The sequence below is a fragment of the Amycolatopsis sp. NPDC104587 genome, from assembly GCF_055583645.1.
The window spans coordinates 403,323-418,721 of sequence record NZ_JBVJNO010000005.1; the positions used below are offsets into that span (position 1 = coordinate 403,323).

The following is a 15,399-nucleotide window of genomic DNA, read 5'->3' on the forward strand; positions in this document are numbered from 1 at the left end:
GGCTCCGCGGACTCCCCCCTCCCTCCCCCCCCCGCTACACATGCTACCCAAGTTCTGGTACCCCCTCGTTTCCCCGGGGGCCCCCCCCCCCCCGCCCCCCCGCGTCGCCCTAGGGGAAGACTGTCGCGCACAGTCACCCTCGGCAGGAAGGCCTGGATGTGTCGGAGCAGAGCAACGCCCTGAAGCTGGTCGTGACGGGCGGAGCGGGGTACGTCGGCAGTGTCTGCGCCGCCCGGCTGATCGAGGCCGGGCACCAGGTCACCGTGGTCGACGACCTGTCCACCGGCCACGCCGATGCCGTCCACCCGGACGCGCGGTTCATCGAGGGTGACGCCGCCGAGGTGGCGGGCAGCCTGCTGCGCGAGGGTTTTGACGGCGTGCTGCACTTCGCGGCGAAGTCGCTGGTGGGCGAGTCGATGGCGGAGCCGGCGAAGTACTGGGAAGGCAACGTCGTCACCTCGCTGCGGCTGCTCGAGGCCATGCACGAGCACGGCACGCCCCGGCTCGTGTTCTCCTCGACCGCGGCGACCTACGGCGAACCGGAGCAGTCGCCGATCCCGGAGTCGGCGCCGACGCAGCCGACCAACACCTACGGCGCCACGAAGCTCGCGATCGACGCGGCGATCACCAGCTTCGCCGTCGCCCACGGTCTGGCCGCGGTCAGCCTGCGCTACTTCAACGTCGCGGGCGCGTACGGCGCCTTCGGCGAGCGCCACACCACGGAAACCCATCTCATTCCCCTCGTTCTCCAGGTCGCCTCGGGCGACCGCGAGCGCATCCAGATCTTCGGCGACGACTACCCGACGCCCGACCACACCGCGATCCGCGACTACATCCACGTCGCAGACCTCGCCGATGCCCACCAGCTGGCGCTGAAGCACGCGACCGCGGGTGAGCACCGCATCTACAACCTCGGCAGCGGCACCGGTTTCTCCGTCCTCGAGGTGATCGAGGCCTGCCGCGAGGTCACCGGGCACCCGGTGCCGGCGGCGGTGGCCCCGCGCCGCGCGGGCGACCCGTCCGTGCTCGTGGCGGCCAGCGACCGGGCCCGCGAAGAGCTGGGCTGGAAGCCGGAACGCACCGAGCTCACGCACATCGTGCGTGACGCCTGGGCCTTCGCCCAGTCGCGGCAGACCGCCCGGGGCTGAGTGCATCCGCGCCCGGGCGCGGTAGGCCGCACGGCCTGGTGAGCGTGCTGTCCGGCCAGGCTGTCCCGCGCCCACTGCGAGAAGACATCCGAAGAGCTCCCGCAGGTCGAGCTGAGGAGCGGGGCTTCGCCGTGTGGCTTTGGCTCCTGCGTCGCGGAAACTGCGGTCCCGTCATCGGATGCGGCCGCGGGGCACCTCGACCCCGTGGTCCGAGAACTTCGCGGTCCGAGAACTTCGCGTGCGGCTCGTGCACGGCGTCCTCCTGGGCGACCGCCCGGTTCCAGCTGAGCCTCAGGACGTCTCACAGGCGTCCAGGTCCGCAGGATCCAGGCCGAAGCCGGAGAGACCCGGATCGGCGGCCAGCGTCAGGCCCAGCAGCACCTCCGGTGGGGTGCCCCGGTTCAGCACCCTCGTCAGGAGGGTGGCCAGGACGTGGCCCGGCGCGGCCTCCAGCGCGATGTTCAGGGCCATGCCCGCCAAGGTGCCGTCGCCACGCATGAAGGCCGAAAACCCCAGCAGGGCCGCCGGTTCCGCGCGTTCCGGGGCCGGGAGCTCGCGGACCAGCGTCAGCCAGAGGCGCTCGGCTTCGCGGGCCGCCGGCACGTCGGGTGGGACCGCCATCGCCAGGCACACGTCGCGGATCTCGGGGATCGTCAGCGCGCAGGCCAGGAGGACGGCTTCCTCGTCCGTCGGGGGTCCGTCATCGCGGAGCTGGCGCTCGAACGCCGCGCGAATCTCCGACGCCGCGTCGGAGACGCAGCTCACCTCCGGCCAAGGCAGCGAAGACAGCTGCGCCAGCCGGGAAGCACGGCGGTCGAGCGCTTCCGGTGACCGCGGGGCGAGCAGGGCCAAGACCTCGTCCCGGCTGGCGAACGCCACCGTGCCGCGCTCGGTGGCCGCCGCTGCCACCACGGTCGCGAGAGGGTCCGGCAGCGTGCCGCCGCACTCCTCGTCGGCGTAACAGCCCCACGCCGCGTCTTCGGTGATCTCCTCGGCCCACATCGCGTGCAGCACCGGGAGACCGAACTCCCCCAGCGCTTCGGCCAGTTCGTCGACGAAGCCCGCGTGCGGTGGCGGGCTGCCGGGTCTTCGCCGGCCGCCGACGATCACCAGCGTCACGCCGGCGTGCTCCCCCGTGGCGAACTTCGGGGCGAGCGCGCGGGCCTGGTGGGTCCGGTGCTCGGCGCGCGGGAGGTCGCCGCGCAGCACCAGGCCCAGGCGGTTGCCCGCCGGGGCCCGGTGGCCGAGCAGGACGACGGAACGTTCGGGCCGGAACCCGACGAGGTACGGGAGCGCGGCCAGCAGCTGGGCGGGCTCCGTGAGGTCGACCGGCGTGCGGCCGGCCGGGGTGGCGGTGGTCATGCCTCCAGCGTGGGGCAGCACGGGGCCGGCTGGGGCGGTGGCGGCAAATCTGTGGATCGCCGGGACCGATGTGGACGGAACCGGGCGGGAACCGGCCGGACGGCGGGTTCTTGTCGGTGGGGCGGGCTATGCTGCCCGGCCCCACCGGCCGGTCCCGCTCAGCCGCAGTGCTCGAAACCGCTTTCGTAGGTGTTGCTGCCCACCGAGCCGCCCCACTTCACGCAGGTCGCTTCGGCGGTCTTCTTCACCGGTCCGGCGTAGTAGGTGAAGCTGCCGGAGTCGGTGGTCCGCGCCGAGCCCTGGACCTCGAGGAACGCCGAAACCGGGCTGGCCGTGCCGAGCGACGTCGCCTTCAGCGTCGTCACGCAGTTCGCCTTCGTCGACGCGTTGTACAGCAGGTAGGCCGTGCCCGACGAGTTCGCCAGCGCCTGCTGGTCGACGACGGAGAAGCCGGCGCCGCAGACCTCTTCGGCGGAGTACGGGTTGCCGCCGCAGCCGTTCTTGCTGGTGAAGTCCGTGTGGCCGTAGTACGGCACGGCGACGCCGTTGAGCTTCGCCTTCTGCACCACACCGTCGAGCCGCTCTTCGAAGTGCAGGTGCGGGCCGGTGACCCCGCCGGTCGCGCCCGCCTTGCCGATCTCCTTGCCACCGGCGACCGACTGCCCGACCGAGACCTCCTGGTCGGACAGGTGCGCGTACCGGGTGCGCCAGCCGCCGCCGTGGTCCAGCTCGATCCACTTGCCGTAGCTGGTGCTGCCCTCGTTCGCCACCCGCGTCACGGTGCCCGAAGCGGCCGCCAGCACCGGCATCCCGGTGATGCCCGACTTCTGGAAGTCGACGGAGTACTCCGGGCTGTGGCCGCTGAACGTCGCCGCGGTCACCGTGACGCCGCACTTGAACGGGACCTGGAAATTGGGGGCGGCCGACGCGGCAGCCTGGCCGAAGAGGGTGAGGCCGAGCGCGGGCAGCGCCGCGGCGGCGGCGAACACGGCGAGCCGTCGCAACCTGGACATGGGGGAACCTCCTGACAAACGGGACAGCTTGACACCACGAAGGGAAGCCCGCGTCGGTACATTTTCCGTACAAGGATCCCGCGGAGGACACCGAAGAATGACATCCCGACGACTCCCGTTCCCCTCGGCGCAGGGCTGGCTGCGCTGGGGGCTCATCGCGGTGCCGACGGTCACCGCGATGCCCCGGGCGACTGCGCTCGCCTGGGCGCTGATCGGGATCACCCTCGTCCTGGCGACCCCGATGCCGTGGATCGCCGACCTCGGTGCCCGGACACTGTCGGCGGTTCTCTCGCTCGCCGTGATCGCGAGCACGGGCGCGCTGTGGGTGGTCCTGCCGGGCAGCTGGGCGACGGTGGCGATGTTCAGCACGACGTTCTTCGTGGTGCTGCGGCAGTCCACGGTGCCGGTCGTGCTGGCGGTCGTGCTGGACGCCGCGCTGATCACCACAGTCTGGGTGGCCCGCCAGGACGTCTGGGAAAGCGCCCTGTCGACCTATGCGGTCCTCGCCGTGATCGTGCTCATGGGGCTGAACCGGCGGACGCGCAACGCCCGGGTCGAGCAGACCGAGCTGGCGCTGGCCCGTGCGCAGACGGCCACCGAGGAGCACGCGCGCGCGGCGGCGCTGGCCGAACGCGCCCGGATCGCCCGCGAGCTGCACGACGTCCTCGCGCACTCGCTGGCCGGGCTCTCGCTGAACCTGCAGGGCGCGCGGCTCATGCTGGTGCGCGACCAGGCGAGCCCGGACGCCGTCGCGCAGATCGAACGCGCCCAGAAGCTGGCTTCGGAAGGCCTCGCCGAAGCCCGCAAGGCCGTCGCCGCGTTGCGCGAGGACGCGGTCCCGGTCGAACGCACGATCGCGGACTTGCTGGCCGCGTACCGGCTGGACAGCGGGGCCCGGGCGGACCTGACGGTCGAGGGCGAGCCGCGGGAGCTCGACGCGGCGGTCGGCACCGCGCTGGTCCGCGCGGTGCAGGAGGCGCTGGCCAACACGCGCAAGCACGCGGCGCAGGCCGACGTCGACGTCACCCTGGACTTCGGCGCCGGAACCGTCGCGCTGACCGTCACCGACCGCCAGGGCAGGCGCCCGCCGGACGCGCCCGCGGCAGGCTACGGTTTGCGCGGGATGAGCGAACGGGTCGCGCTGCTCGACGGACAGCTCGAAAGCGGACCGGGGGAGGACGGATGGCGGATTCACCTGACGGTGCCGGCGTGAGCCTGCGGGTCGTGCTGGCCGACGACCAGGCGGTCGTCCGGGAAGGCCTGGTCACGCTGCTCGGGCTGCTGCCCGGCGTCGAGGTGGTCGGCGCCGCCGCCGACGGGCTCACCGCGCTCGCCCTCGTCGCCGAGCACCACCCCGACGTCGTGCTGGTGGACCTGCGGATGCCGCGCTGCGACGGCGTCGAGACCACCGAACGGATCCGCGCCGAGCACCCGGGCACCGAAGTCGTCGTGCTCACCACCTACGCCGACGACGAGTCGCTGCTGGCCGCGTTGCGGGCCGGCGCCCGCGGGTTCCTCACCAAGGACGCCGACGCCGAGGCCATCGCCAGGGCGCTGCGCTCGGCCGCCGCCGGCCAGTCCACAGTGGACGGCGAGCTGCAGCGGCGGCTCGTCGACGCGGCCACCCGCAGCACACCCAAGCGGGTCAAGGAGGTCGAAGGCCTGACCACGCGGGAGATCGAGGTGCTGCGGCTGATCGCGGCGGGCCTGTCGAACACCGAGATCGCGCGGACCCTGGTGGTGAGCGAGGCGACCGTGAAGACCCACGTGAACCACCTCTTCACGAAGGCCGGGCTGCGGGACCGCGCGCAGGCGGTCGCCTTCGCCTACCGGGCGGGCATCGCGGACTGAGCCGCCGGGATCAGCCGCTGGGTGAACCCGGCGTCGACCAGGCGGCCGAACGCCCGCTCGACCCCCGTCGGGACCCGCTGCGGGATCGCGAACCCGCGCGCCGCGTACTCCGTGATCCGCTGGGTTTCGCCGACGAGCATGCCGATCACCCGCTCGGCGTCCTCGCTGCCGGACAAGTAGTCCTCGAGCGAGACCGCCGTCGCCGCGCAGACGATGTCGACGTCCGGCCAGAGCCGCTTCGCCGTCGCGTACGCACGGCGTTGCTGGTACGGCCGGGACACCAGCGTCACCGACCGGACCGGAAGCCTTCGTTCGTCGAGCAGCCGGCGGGTGAACGTGATGTTGTCACCGGTGTTGCGGGCTTCGGGCTCGACCAGGATCGCCTCGTCGGGCACGCCGAGCTCCAGCGCGATCTCGCGGTAGTGGACCGCTTCGCCGCGCGGGAAGCGGGCCACCGTCGTCGGCGCGTTGGCGCCCGTGAAGACGACCAGCGGGAACCATCCGGCGTGGAACAGCTCCGCCGTGTGGACGGCGACGCCGGGGTCGCGGCTGCCGAGCCCGATGCCGACGTCCGACCGACGTACCGGGTGCCGCAGGTCGTGGTAGTCCCACAACGTCCGGACGTCGGCGTGGAGATGCGCGGGCAGCATCAGCCGAACGCGGCTCGCAGCGCCGGCTTGCCTCCCGTCACCGGCAGCGTCACCGACGTCTTCGTCAGGTCCAGCGCCAGCCCCGCACCCGGCTTCGGACGCAGCGTGTAGTCGTGGTCGCTGGAGGCCAGCAGGAACTCCAGCCGGTGCCCCACCGCGAGGACGTAGTCCTTCGGCATCAGCTCGACGCCGATCTTGTACGTCTGGCCCGGCGTGATCGGCTCGGTGCGGGCGGGGGACGTGCGGTTCTGCGGATCGGTCCAGCCGCGGCTGATCACGTGGGACGTGCCGTCGGGGGCGCGGTCGAGCAGGATCGCCGAGACGTTCGCCGCGGGCCGGTCGAACGCCAGCGCCAGGTCGGCACGAGCGGTCCCCGAGAGCCGTACGGACTGCTTCGCCGCCGAAGTCGCGTACAGCAGGCGGTTGCCCGACGACGCGAGGCCGGCCAGCTGCTCGATCGTCTTCGACGAGTCGTCGGCGAGGGTTTCGACGGCCGCCGAGCCCGGCACCGGGTTGCGCGTGTCGATGGTGCCCTTGGACTTGCCGCCCGGCCACGGGTAGACCCGGACATCGGCCGTCGTGGGCGCCGGCCAGTCGGCTTCGTCGACCCAAGAGAGGTCTTCACGCTGGATCGTCGCCTTCGGCTCGTTCTGGATGCCGTTGTCGACGCTGTAGAGGTAGTGCGACATCCACTTGTTCAGCGTCGCGAGCCAGACGTCGCGCCGCAGCGAGTACGGGTCGGCGTGGCCGGACTGGTGCAGCCAGATCTTGTGCTCGACGCCGTGGGCCTTCAGCGCTTCGTACCACTCGGCGACCTGGTCGGTCTTGACGTTCCAGTCGTTGAGGCCGTGCACCGCGAGCACCGACGCGTGCACCTTCGCGACGTCGTTGCGGTAGTTGCGGACGTCCCAGAACGGCGTGTAGTCGCCGGTCACGCGGTCCTGGTCGCGGGTCAGCCCGTCGATGACCGAGCGGCAGATCTGCCGGTCCTCGCGGGTGTAGACGTACTCGGCGAGCACGTCGGCGTCCTCGCCCTGGTAACCGCCGGCGGCGACGACCGCGCCGTCGTTGCGGTAGTACTGGTACCAGCTGGAGATCGCGGCGATCGGGACGATCGTCTCGAGGCCTTCGACACCGGTGCTGGCGACGGCGTTGGGCAGCGTCCCGTTGTAGGACACGCCCATCATGCCGGTCTTGCCGGTGCTCCAGTCGGCCTTCGCTGCGGCGCCGGCGGCGTCCCGGGCGGGCGTGCGGCCGTTGAGCCAGTCGACGACCGAGCGCGCACCGATCGTCTCGTTGACGTCCCCGGTGGTCGGGCAGCCGGTCGAGAGACCGCTGCCCAGCGATTCGCCGTAGACAACGGCGAAGCCGCGTGCGGTGAAGTAGTCCTGGTAGCGCCAGGTGATCGGGGCGGCCGGGCCGACGCCGTGCGCGGCGACCCGCGGGCCCTCGGCTTCGCGGGCGTAGCCGGGCGCGGACAGCTCGACGTCGACGTCGTGGTTCGCGACGTCGTTTCCGCCGGCGTAGTACGGGCTGGCCTGGTAGACGACGGGGACCTTCAGGCCCTGCTGCGTCGCGCGCGGGCGCACAACCTGGGCGTGCACGAGGTCGCCGGCGCCGTCGTGGTCGCTGTCGACCGGCGCGGTGACCCAGACGTCCTCGCGGATGACGTCGGCGGGGTCGAACACGGGTTGCGCCTGGCCGCCCGTGAAGACCGGGCCGAGCGGATCGGCGGCTTCGGCGGTGACCGCTGTCAGCGGCAGGACCGCCAGGGTGAGGAGCAGGACTGCGGTTCGTGCGGCTTTCACTCAAACCCCCAAGCCGGGCGAAGCGGACGACCTGTCGAGACTTCCGTCCGGGCCGAGGGGGTGTCAAGCGACTAACGTCGGGGGCATGCCGACCGTGGAAGCGCCGATCGCCGCCGTGACCGTCTACCCGCAGCAGGCCCGGATCACCCGCCGGGGGAAGGCCCCGCTCGACGGCGGGCCGCGTCTGACCTTCGCCGGGCTCCCCCTGGCCCTCGACGCGGGCTCGGTGCGCGTCACCGGGACCGGGCCCGCGCTGATCACCGGCGTCGACGTGCGCACGGAGCGGCACGCCGCACCGGCCGACGCGGGGTTGCGGGAGCTCGTCGAACAACGGCGTGCGGACCAAGCCACGCTCGACGGCGTCGTCGACGACGAAGCGGCCGAAGCGATGAAGGTGGATCTGCTGACTTCGCTCGCGAAGCGCAGTGGCGGCAGCTTCGCGAAGGCGCTGGCCGCCGGGACCGCGGAGCCGTCACGCGTCAGCGAGGTGACCGACGCGCTGGGCTCGCGGCTGGCCTCGGCGTTGAAGGCCCGGCGGGTTCTTGCGGATCGGATCACGCGGTTGCGCGAGGACCTGGCGGCGCTCGACCGCCGGATCGAGTCCCACAGCGCCCGGTCCGAAGAGGACAGTACGTCGGTCGTGGTGGAGCTGGAGATTTCGGACCCGGCCGGGTCGGCCGAGCTGGAACTGTCCTATGTGGTCCCTGGAGCGAGCTGGGAGCCGGGGTACGACATCCGCGTGCGCGGCACCGAAGTCACGGTGCTGTCGTACGGGCTGGTCACCCAGCACACGGGCGAGGACTGGCCGGAGTGCGAGCTGGCGCTGTCGACGGCGCGGCCGGCGGTTTCGGTGGTGGTCCCGGAGCTGTCCCCGTGGTACCTGGACCGCGTCCACCCGGTCCCAGCCGCCCCGGCGGCGGCGTACGGCGGTTCCGGCGGCGGCGTCCCGGAGGGTTCACGAATGCGCTTCGCGGCGGCCGCGATGGCGCCCAAGTTCGCGGCGGTAGAGCAGGGCACGACGGCGGTGACGTACCGGCCTTCGCGCCCCGTGGAGATCCCATCGGGGGCGCAGGGCCACCGCACGACGTTGGCGCAGCTTTCGCTCACGGCCTCGTTGGGTTACGTGACGGCGCCGGTCCTGGCCGAAGAGGCGTACCTGCGCGCGACGGTGGTCAACACATCGGAGCACGCGCTGCGGCCTGGGCGCGCTTCGGTGTTCCACGACGCGGAGTTCGTCGGGACGACGGCGCTGGAGGCGTGGGCGCCGGGCGAAGACCTGGAGCTGGCCCTGGGTGTCGACGACCGCATCCGGATCGAGCGGGAGCTGGTCCGCCGCACGGCTTCGAAGGCGACGCTGTCCGGACAGAAACGGCGTGAGGCGGAGTACCGGATTTCGGTGGGCAACCACGGGCCGCGTTCGGCGACGGTGACGGTGCTGGACCAGGCGCCGGTTTCGCGGGACGACACGATCACGGTGCGGGACGTTCGCACCTCGCCCGATCCGGTCGAGACGTCGGCGCTGGGTGAGTTCACGTGGCAGTTGGCGTTGGCGCCTGGGGAAACGGGCGTGGTGACGTTGTCGTATCGGGTGGACGTCGCGAAGGGTGTGGAACTCTCCGGCTGGCGGGAGTGACCGGTTCACCCGGGCGCGCGAATCGTTTGCGGCAAGCGGGTGATGGCACGAAAAGCCGAACAACGGCGGAACGGCCTCCCCTAACATCCGCGTGACCGATCAGCGCCCGGGAGGAACCATGGCGGACGACATCGAGAACGATCATGTCGCATCGGGTCTTCCGAACGAGTTCGGTCCACGACTCAGGGTCCTGCGGACGAAGCACGGCCTGGGGCTCAACGCGTTCGCCCGCCGCCTCAACTACAGCAGTAGTCACCTGAGCAAAATCGAGAACGGGCACCAACGCCCCACCGTGCTCTTCGCGCGTCGTTGCGACGCTGAACTCGACGCGAAGGGGACATTGTCGTCGTTGGTCTCCCCGCCGGTTCCGGAAGGTCTCCCGGAACCGGCGGCGTGCCAAGAAGCCTGGCAATCCACTCTGGCCAGGATGTCGCGCCAGTCCGATCGGCCGGGTTCGATTCGCCGAAACAGTCCGGTCGAGACTGCTGACCAGCTCACCAGTCACCTCGAGATCTTCGCGGGGCTCCGGGAGCTGGGACAGGTGGCCTCGCCGGCCGCGGTTCTTCCCATGGTGACGGCCCAAGCGCACGCTTTGCGTGCACTGATCGGCCGGAGTGGCGGCACGCCATCCCTCCCCCTGGCAACCCTCGCCGCGCGCGTGGCGGAATACACGGGGTGGATGGCTCAGGAATCCGGGAACGACCACAAAGCCGTATGGTGGACGAACGAAGCGGCCGAAGTCGCCGACGCCGCGGGCGACCACCATGTGGCGAGCTATGCGCTCGTGCGGCATGGCCTGATCGCGCTCTACCGTGGAGACGCCGCGGCCACCGTGGCACTCGCCTGCGAAGCGCAGGCAAAACGCGGAGTGCCGCATCGCATTCTGGGCCTGGCCGCCCAACGAGAAGCGCAAGGACACGCACTGGCCGGCGACTACGATGCCTGCATGCGGGCCCTCGACCGGGCACGCGAACAGCTGGCGCTCGCGTCGACGGATCGGCCGCCAGGGCCGGTGATCGGCACTGCGCACGTCCCGGACCCGGTCGGCGTGGTGACCGGGTGGTGCCTGTACGACTTGGGCCGACTGCGAGCGGCCACCGAGATCCTCGATCGGGAAGTACCCCGGATTCTGCCCGGCGCGGTTCGCGCACGCACCCGCTTCGGCGCGCGAAGGGCGTTGGCGTGCGCGGCATCGGGTGAACTGGACAAGGCCTGCACACTGACGCGTGCGATCGTCGCCGACGCAGCACGCATAGATTCCGCGACCATTCGCTCCGATCTCCACCTGTTGGCCAAGACTCTCCGGCGGTGGCACGGTCATTCCGAAGTGCGCGCGCTCGAGCCGGCACTGAGCCTGGCCCTACAGCCGGCTCGCTAACGCCCACGTCCGGCACGGACAGACCAGTTCGCCGCGACCCCGAGGTACTCGATCAACTTGCGCCCGGCGTGCTGCAGCGCCGTCGGTCCCTGTCCTGGCGGGAAACCGAGCTCCCGAGCCGCGACGGACACGGGCTGACCTTCGAAATGCGCTCGGGCCACCAGTTCGGCTTCGGCACGGGTCAGGAAATGGTGCGCGACCGCCTCGGCGAGCACCAGGTCGATGTGACCGGCCGGAGGTGTCAACGGGACCGCACGTACTGCCGGCACGGCTCCGTACCCCGCGGTGCGACCGTCCAACGGGCGTGTCGCCCTCGCCTTGGTCAGGCGCTTGAGATGAGCCGACAGCCTCCGCATGTCGGGATCGACTCCCCGTAGGTCTTCGAGGAACCCGACCACGAGGTCTCCCGCAACGTCGTCGGGGTCCAGGCCGTTTTCTTCGGCTGATTTTCTGACCGCGAACAGGAACTGCGGAACCATCAATGCCACGGCTGCCGGCAGCCAGGACCGCGGGTCCGTCTGCGCAAGTCTGACGGCTTCCGCCCATATCGCGGCCTTGGCCTCCGGCGAAGTCGTCGCCGACTGTGCCAGCTCGACCAGCTCGGTCCAGGTCAGGGCGCGGTCCGGCAGGTCGCCGGAAAGCCTCCAGCCCTCGAGCGCGACAGAGGAGGCGGCAATCACCACCAAGCATTGCCGCCGGATTTCCTGCAACGACCGGGAATGCGATTTCGAGTACACAGCGGATTCCTTCGAGAGCCGTGGACGAGCTTTGCCGAGTCTCCTGGGGTTTCCTGATGAGGGACAGGTGTTTCCTGTTGCCTACTCGCCCGTAGCATGGCGTGGCCGGGCACCGGTCGTGAACCATGAGCTGATCCGTCCGGAGCTGGAGGAGACCTGATGAACGCCTTTGAAGGCACCGTCTTCGTGAACTACCGGGTCGGGGACGAGGCGGCGTTCGCGGCGTTGCTGGCGGAGCACCTGAAGGCGAAGCTGGGCCAGCAAGAGGTCTTTCACGTTTCGCAGGAAGCGTCTGCCGGCAGCCTGTTCGCCGACGAGATCGACCAGGCGATCGCGCACTGCTCGGTGCTGATCGTCGTCATCGGAGACCGCTGGCTGGACGAGGTCAACCTCGGCAAGCTGCACGTCGAGGGAGACTGGGTCCGTCGCGAGATCCGGCTAGCCCTGACCGAGAGAAAGCGAGTCGTTCCGCTCTTGGTCAACGCGGCGATGCCGGCGCGCGAGCAGCTGCCCGACGACATCCGCGGCCTCCTCGACCACCAGTATCGCCCGATCAACCGACGAAGCACACCCCAGGACATCGAGCGGGTGGTCACCGAGCTGATCCACGACGTCCCCGAACTGGCAGCAGGCCGCCTTCCCGGAAGCCAGGAGCTCACCGTCTGGTGGGCGGAGTGGTCGAAGCAGACTGAGCCGGCACTGCCGGCCGCTGTCCTGCTGGCCGGCCGTTCGGCAGTTGTTCATGCCGTTCGACAGCTGCCTGCAGGACCGGCCGTCTCCACCGTCGTCCAAGGCGAGTCCGAGGAACTGGCCCTGGCCTTCATCGCCGCTGTTTTCTCGGTCGAAGCGCGGCAGGATCTGCGGGCCATCCTGGTGTTCGACGCCGACGCCTGGTCACGGTGCATCGCCGTTGCGCGCCCGTGCGTCCTGGTACCTCGGTACGACACCCCTGACATCGATGCAGCCCTCGACCGCGGTCACCACGTTCTGCTGCCCACCGGTCCCGGCCGCAACCTGCCCTCCGAGCCACTGCGGATCCCTCCACTGCGGCAGGACGACGTCCGTGCGGCGTTCGAAGCGGCCGGCACGACACCCGCGTTCGCGCAGTCCGTCGCCCCGATGATCCGCCGGTCGCTGGCCGAGTTCCGGAGCAAGTACTCGACCACCGCTCAGTCCGCTCCGGTGGAAGCCTTGCCGTCGGACCACGAGGTCCTCGCCGACGCCGTCAACCGGGGACCACTGCGCCACCTCGGCATCGACCACGAGTGCGCCAAGGCCGACGAGATGGCGAAGACGGATCCGCTGGGGGCCGCGAGCCGCTACGGCAGGGCCGCCGAAGTCCTCGTCCAAGCGGGCTTCGACGTGCATGCGCGAGACCTCCGGTCAAAACAAGCAAAGGCACTGGACGAGGCCGGCTGCCTCGACAAAGGCGCGGACGTCCGCCTCGGCCTGATGTGGACGTCGATGAACCAGATCGGGGACACCACGGAAAGGCTTCCCCTGTTCGAACGACCGGACGAGGGGCACGCCGGCGATTGCGGGTTCGGCCGGGCGCTCGCCGCCGCCCGGGCTGCCGAGCGCGTCCTCACCGGACTGCTGGGCGCCGGCGAGCTTGCGGCTTCCTTCGATGCCCTGCGGCAAGACGATCCTTACCTGCTGGAGGCGGCCGTGTTCCTGGCCGAACACTCGATCGCCGAACGAGAGCACGACGTGCTCGAGGAGCGCCTCGACCGGCTGATTCCCCTGTCTCTTCCATTGCACCCGAGCGGTTCGCCCGAAGAGGCTCTGGTGGTGCGGCTGAGCATGTGTGTTGCCGATGTCACCGGGGAATGGACGGAACTGCACGATCGAGCTCGCCTGTTCACGCCTGTGCAACGAACGTGGATCCTCGCCCGCGAGGCGCGCTATCTTTCGAACACGGACGAGTTCGCCGGAGCGGTGCACTGCTACCGGGACGCCATCTCGCAAGCGCTCACTCAACGAATGAACGACGAGGCGGCCGACTGGCTCTATTCACTCAGAGGGCTCCGGGTGCGCTGGGGTGTGTTCTTCGGCTCTGGAGACACAGAGCATCCATCCGCTCAGCACTTGCGCAACGGTAGCTGGTCACAGCAGCTTCCGGGTAGCCCGACACTCGAAGAGCGCGCGCTTCGCAGTCTGACCGAGGGCAAGGGCCGGAGCGCGGTGAGGCTGTTGGCGCAATGGCGTTGGAAAGCCTGCATCCGGGCCGACCTGGTCGGCGAAAACGAGACTTCCAAGCGGCTCGGCACCGTACTGAAGAACAACGGTGAGCCCCTCGCCGGCCTGCGAGAACTGGTTCGGGCGGAAGCAGGGAAGGCGGCCTCGGCGGCGGCCGCCGATCTGCCCGAAGCAGCACTTGACTGGCCCGTCTCCCTCAGCGGCAGCACAGCCGGCCAGTTAGGCGCAGCACTCGAAGTTGCAGCAGCCGTCGCAGACTTCCTCGACGAGGATGACGCCTCGGCTTGGATCATCGTCGCCCTGGACCTGATCGAGGGCGGCGGTCCTCGCAAGACCTTCTTCAGCCACCTCGTCACGCGCGGAACGAAGGTTCTTGCGGCGCTCTGTTCGCGTCTGGACGAAGCCCAAGCGCATCGGGTTCTGACCGCAACGGCGCCTTGGCTACCTCATGATGAGAACCGATACCGGCAAACGGACCGCGACCACTCGCGACTGCTGCTCAGCATCGCCGAACGGCATTCCAGCCTGGCCGACGTGGCAGTCAGGCAACTGCTCGAAGGTGCCATCTTCAGCCACCAATTCGGCGAACGGGCGCTGGGGCCCGGCCTGCCGGTGTTGGAGAATCGGGTGGAGCAAGCTAAGGCCGTGCTGCTCGATCCTGCCGAGGCAGGAAATCGATGGGCGCGATCCATTCTCGCCGCCATCGGTGTCGCCACCGACCTGCTTCGCGAACAGGCGGGCAAAGCAGCACGCGCCGTGCTCGACCGCGAACGCCCGCGACCTGGTGTCATGCCGATGTGGAGCTACGACACCTGCCTGGCTCATTCCGCGGTTCTTCTGGATGAGGACCTCAAGAGTGAGCTCGTGTCGGATCTGTTGAGGTCTGCTCTTGATCCCGCAACGGGGATAGCCAACCGGCGAGTCGTTCTGGAGGAACTGGCCGGCCTTGCACCGGATCTGTCTCCGGAAGAGCGCAAACGCGCCTTCGACGCTACGTTTCCAATGGCTGGCAGGGATCAAGCCGTCGGTGCACATGACCTCCCAATGGCGACGACGAGCCATCCGTTGAGTGCAATGCGGCTCGACGTAGGCCCCCACGCAACGGCCGACACGGCCGCACAGGCTTGTGCGTACCTGGCAGATACCGAAGAGCAGCGAGCAGCGGTCCGGAAACACGCGATCCGCCTGCTCGGCCGCCCGAACGAGATCGATGTGAAGAACATCGTCCGGACGTTGCTGGCTCTGGATTCGTCGGCGGAGGATCTACCGCCTGCACTCCTCTCGACCCATGCGAGTGAGCACGTCCGATCGCTGGCCGCCGTGCTGTGGGCTCAGGCGCCTGAAGAACCGGAGCCCGGGTTGTCCTTGGCGCGTGATCCCGCTCGGATCGTCCGAGCCAGTCTGGCCGATTCCCTCACCGATCGGCCGGAACACACGCAGGTCCGGGAGATCCTGGCGACCGATCCACGACGGAGTGTTCGAGAAGCGGTGAGCGGAGTCGAAACATCATGAGGTCCCGGTGGGGGGAGGAGGCCCACGGGGGGGGAGCCACAGGGGAGGCCCCCTCAGACGAGACAGCCCCCCCCTCCCTTTCTTTTTCCCCCCCCCCCCCCCCCCTTC

Annotated in this window: 11 protein-coding genes; 6 read left to right on the forward strand and 5 right to left on the reverse strand. The window is 70.1% G+C overall.

Going from position 1 to position 15,399, the window contains the following annotated elements; genetic code table 11:
- Positions 1-158: 158 nt before the first annotated feature.
- Positions 159-1,148 carry a UDP-glucose 4-epimerase GalE gene (galE, locus tag ACZ61C_RS17400; protein ID WP_465307762.1) on the forward strand — a complete coding sequence of 330 codons (990 nt, stop codon included), beginning with the start codon at positions 159-161 and terminating at the stop codon, positions 1,146-1,148.
- 291 nt (positions 1,149-1,439) lie between these two features.
- Here galE and ACZ61C_RS17405 read toward each other — a convergent pair whose 3' ends face one another.
- Entirely contained in the window at positions 1,440-2,510 is a 1,071-nt protein-coding gene (locus ACZ61C_RS17405; RefSeq protein ID WP_465307764.1) for a DUF4192 domain-containing protein, read from the reverse strand.
- Positions 2,511-2,668: 158 nt separating this feature from the next.
- Positions 2,669-3,523: a M23 family metallopeptidase gene (locus ACZ61C_RS17410; protein ID WP_465307766.1), complete on the reverse strand. Its 855-nt coding sequence runs from the start codon at positions 3,521-3,523 to the stop codon at positions 2,669-2,671.
- 97 nt (positions 3,524-3,620) lie between these two features.
- Here ACZ61C_RS17410 and ACZ61C_RS17415 point away from each other — a divergent pair, with 97 nt between their 5' ends.
- Together ACZ61C_RS17415 and ACZ61C_RS17420 are read left to right on the forward strand one after the other, a co-directional pair.
- The gene (locus tag ACZ61C_RS17415) at positions 3,621-4,736 is read left to right on the forward strand and encodes a sensor histidine kinase (protein WP_465307768.1); all 1,116 of its coding nucleotides are present in this window, start codon (positions 3,621-3,623) and stop codon (positions 4,734-4,736) included.
- Entirely contained in the window at positions 4,733-5,374 is a 642-nt protein-coding gene (locus tag ACZ61C_RS17420; RefSeq protein WP_465307770.1) for a response regulator, read from the forward strand. Before ACZ61C_RS17415 ends, ACZ61C_RS17420 begins: the two co-directional genes overlap by 4 nt.
- Here the strand turns inward: ACZ61C_RS17420 and ACZ61C_RS17425 are convergent.
- Positions 5,350-6,024: a YdcF family protein gene (locus ACZ61C_RS17425; RefSeq protein ID WP_465307772.1), complete on the reverse strand. Its 675-nt coding sequence runs from the start codon at positions 6,022-6,024 to the stop codon at positions 5,350-5,352. The two genes, ACZ61C_RS17420 and ACZ61C_RS17425, sit on opposite strands and share 25 nt — an antisense overlap.
- On the reverse strand, positions 6,024-7,832 hold the full coding sequence (locus ACZ61C_RS17430; RefSeq protein WP_465307774.1) for a Xaa-Pro dipeptidyl-peptidase: 1,809 nt from the start codon (positions 7,830-7,832) through the stop codon (positions 6,024-6,026). Before ACZ61C_RS17430 ends, ACZ61C_RS17425 begins: the two co-directional genes overlap by 1 nt.
- An 85-nt stretch (positions 7,833-7,917) precedes the next feature.
- Here ACZ61C_RS17430 and ACZ61C_RS17435 point away from each other — a divergent pair, with 85 nt between their 5' ends.
- A complete protein-coding gene (locus ACZ61C_RS17435; RefSeq protein WP_465307776.1) occupies positions 7,918-9,465 on the forward strand; it encodes a DUF4139 domain-containing protein in 1,548 nt (515 codons plus the stop codon).
- 118 nt (positions 9,466-9,583) lie between these two features.
- Complete coding sequence (locus tag ACZ61C_RS17440; RefSeq protein ID WP_465307778.1) at positions 9,584-10,843, forward strand: helix-turn-helix domain-containing protein; 1,260 nt, start codon at positions 9,584-9,586, stop codon at positions 10,841-10,843.
- Here ACZ61C_RS17440 and ACZ61C_RS17445 read toward each other — a convergent pair.
- On the reverse strand, positions 10,840-11,580 hold the full coding sequence (locus tag ACZ61C_RS17445; protein ID WP_465307780.1) for a hypothetical protein: 741 nt from the start codon (positions 11,578-11,580) through the stop codon (positions 10,840-10,842). The genes ACZ61C_RS17440 and ACZ61C_RS17445 overlap by 4 nt on opposite strands.
- Before the next feature lie 159 nt (positions 11,581-11,739).
- Between ACZ61C_RS17445 and ACZ61C_RS17450 the strand changes: the two genes are divergently transcribed.
- Entirely contained in the window at positions 11,740-15,291 is a 3,552-nt protein-coding gene (locus ACZ61C_RS17450) for a TIR domain-containing protein (RefSeq protein ID WP_465307782.1), read from the forward strand.
- Positions 15,292-15,399 lie beyond the last annotated feature (108 nt).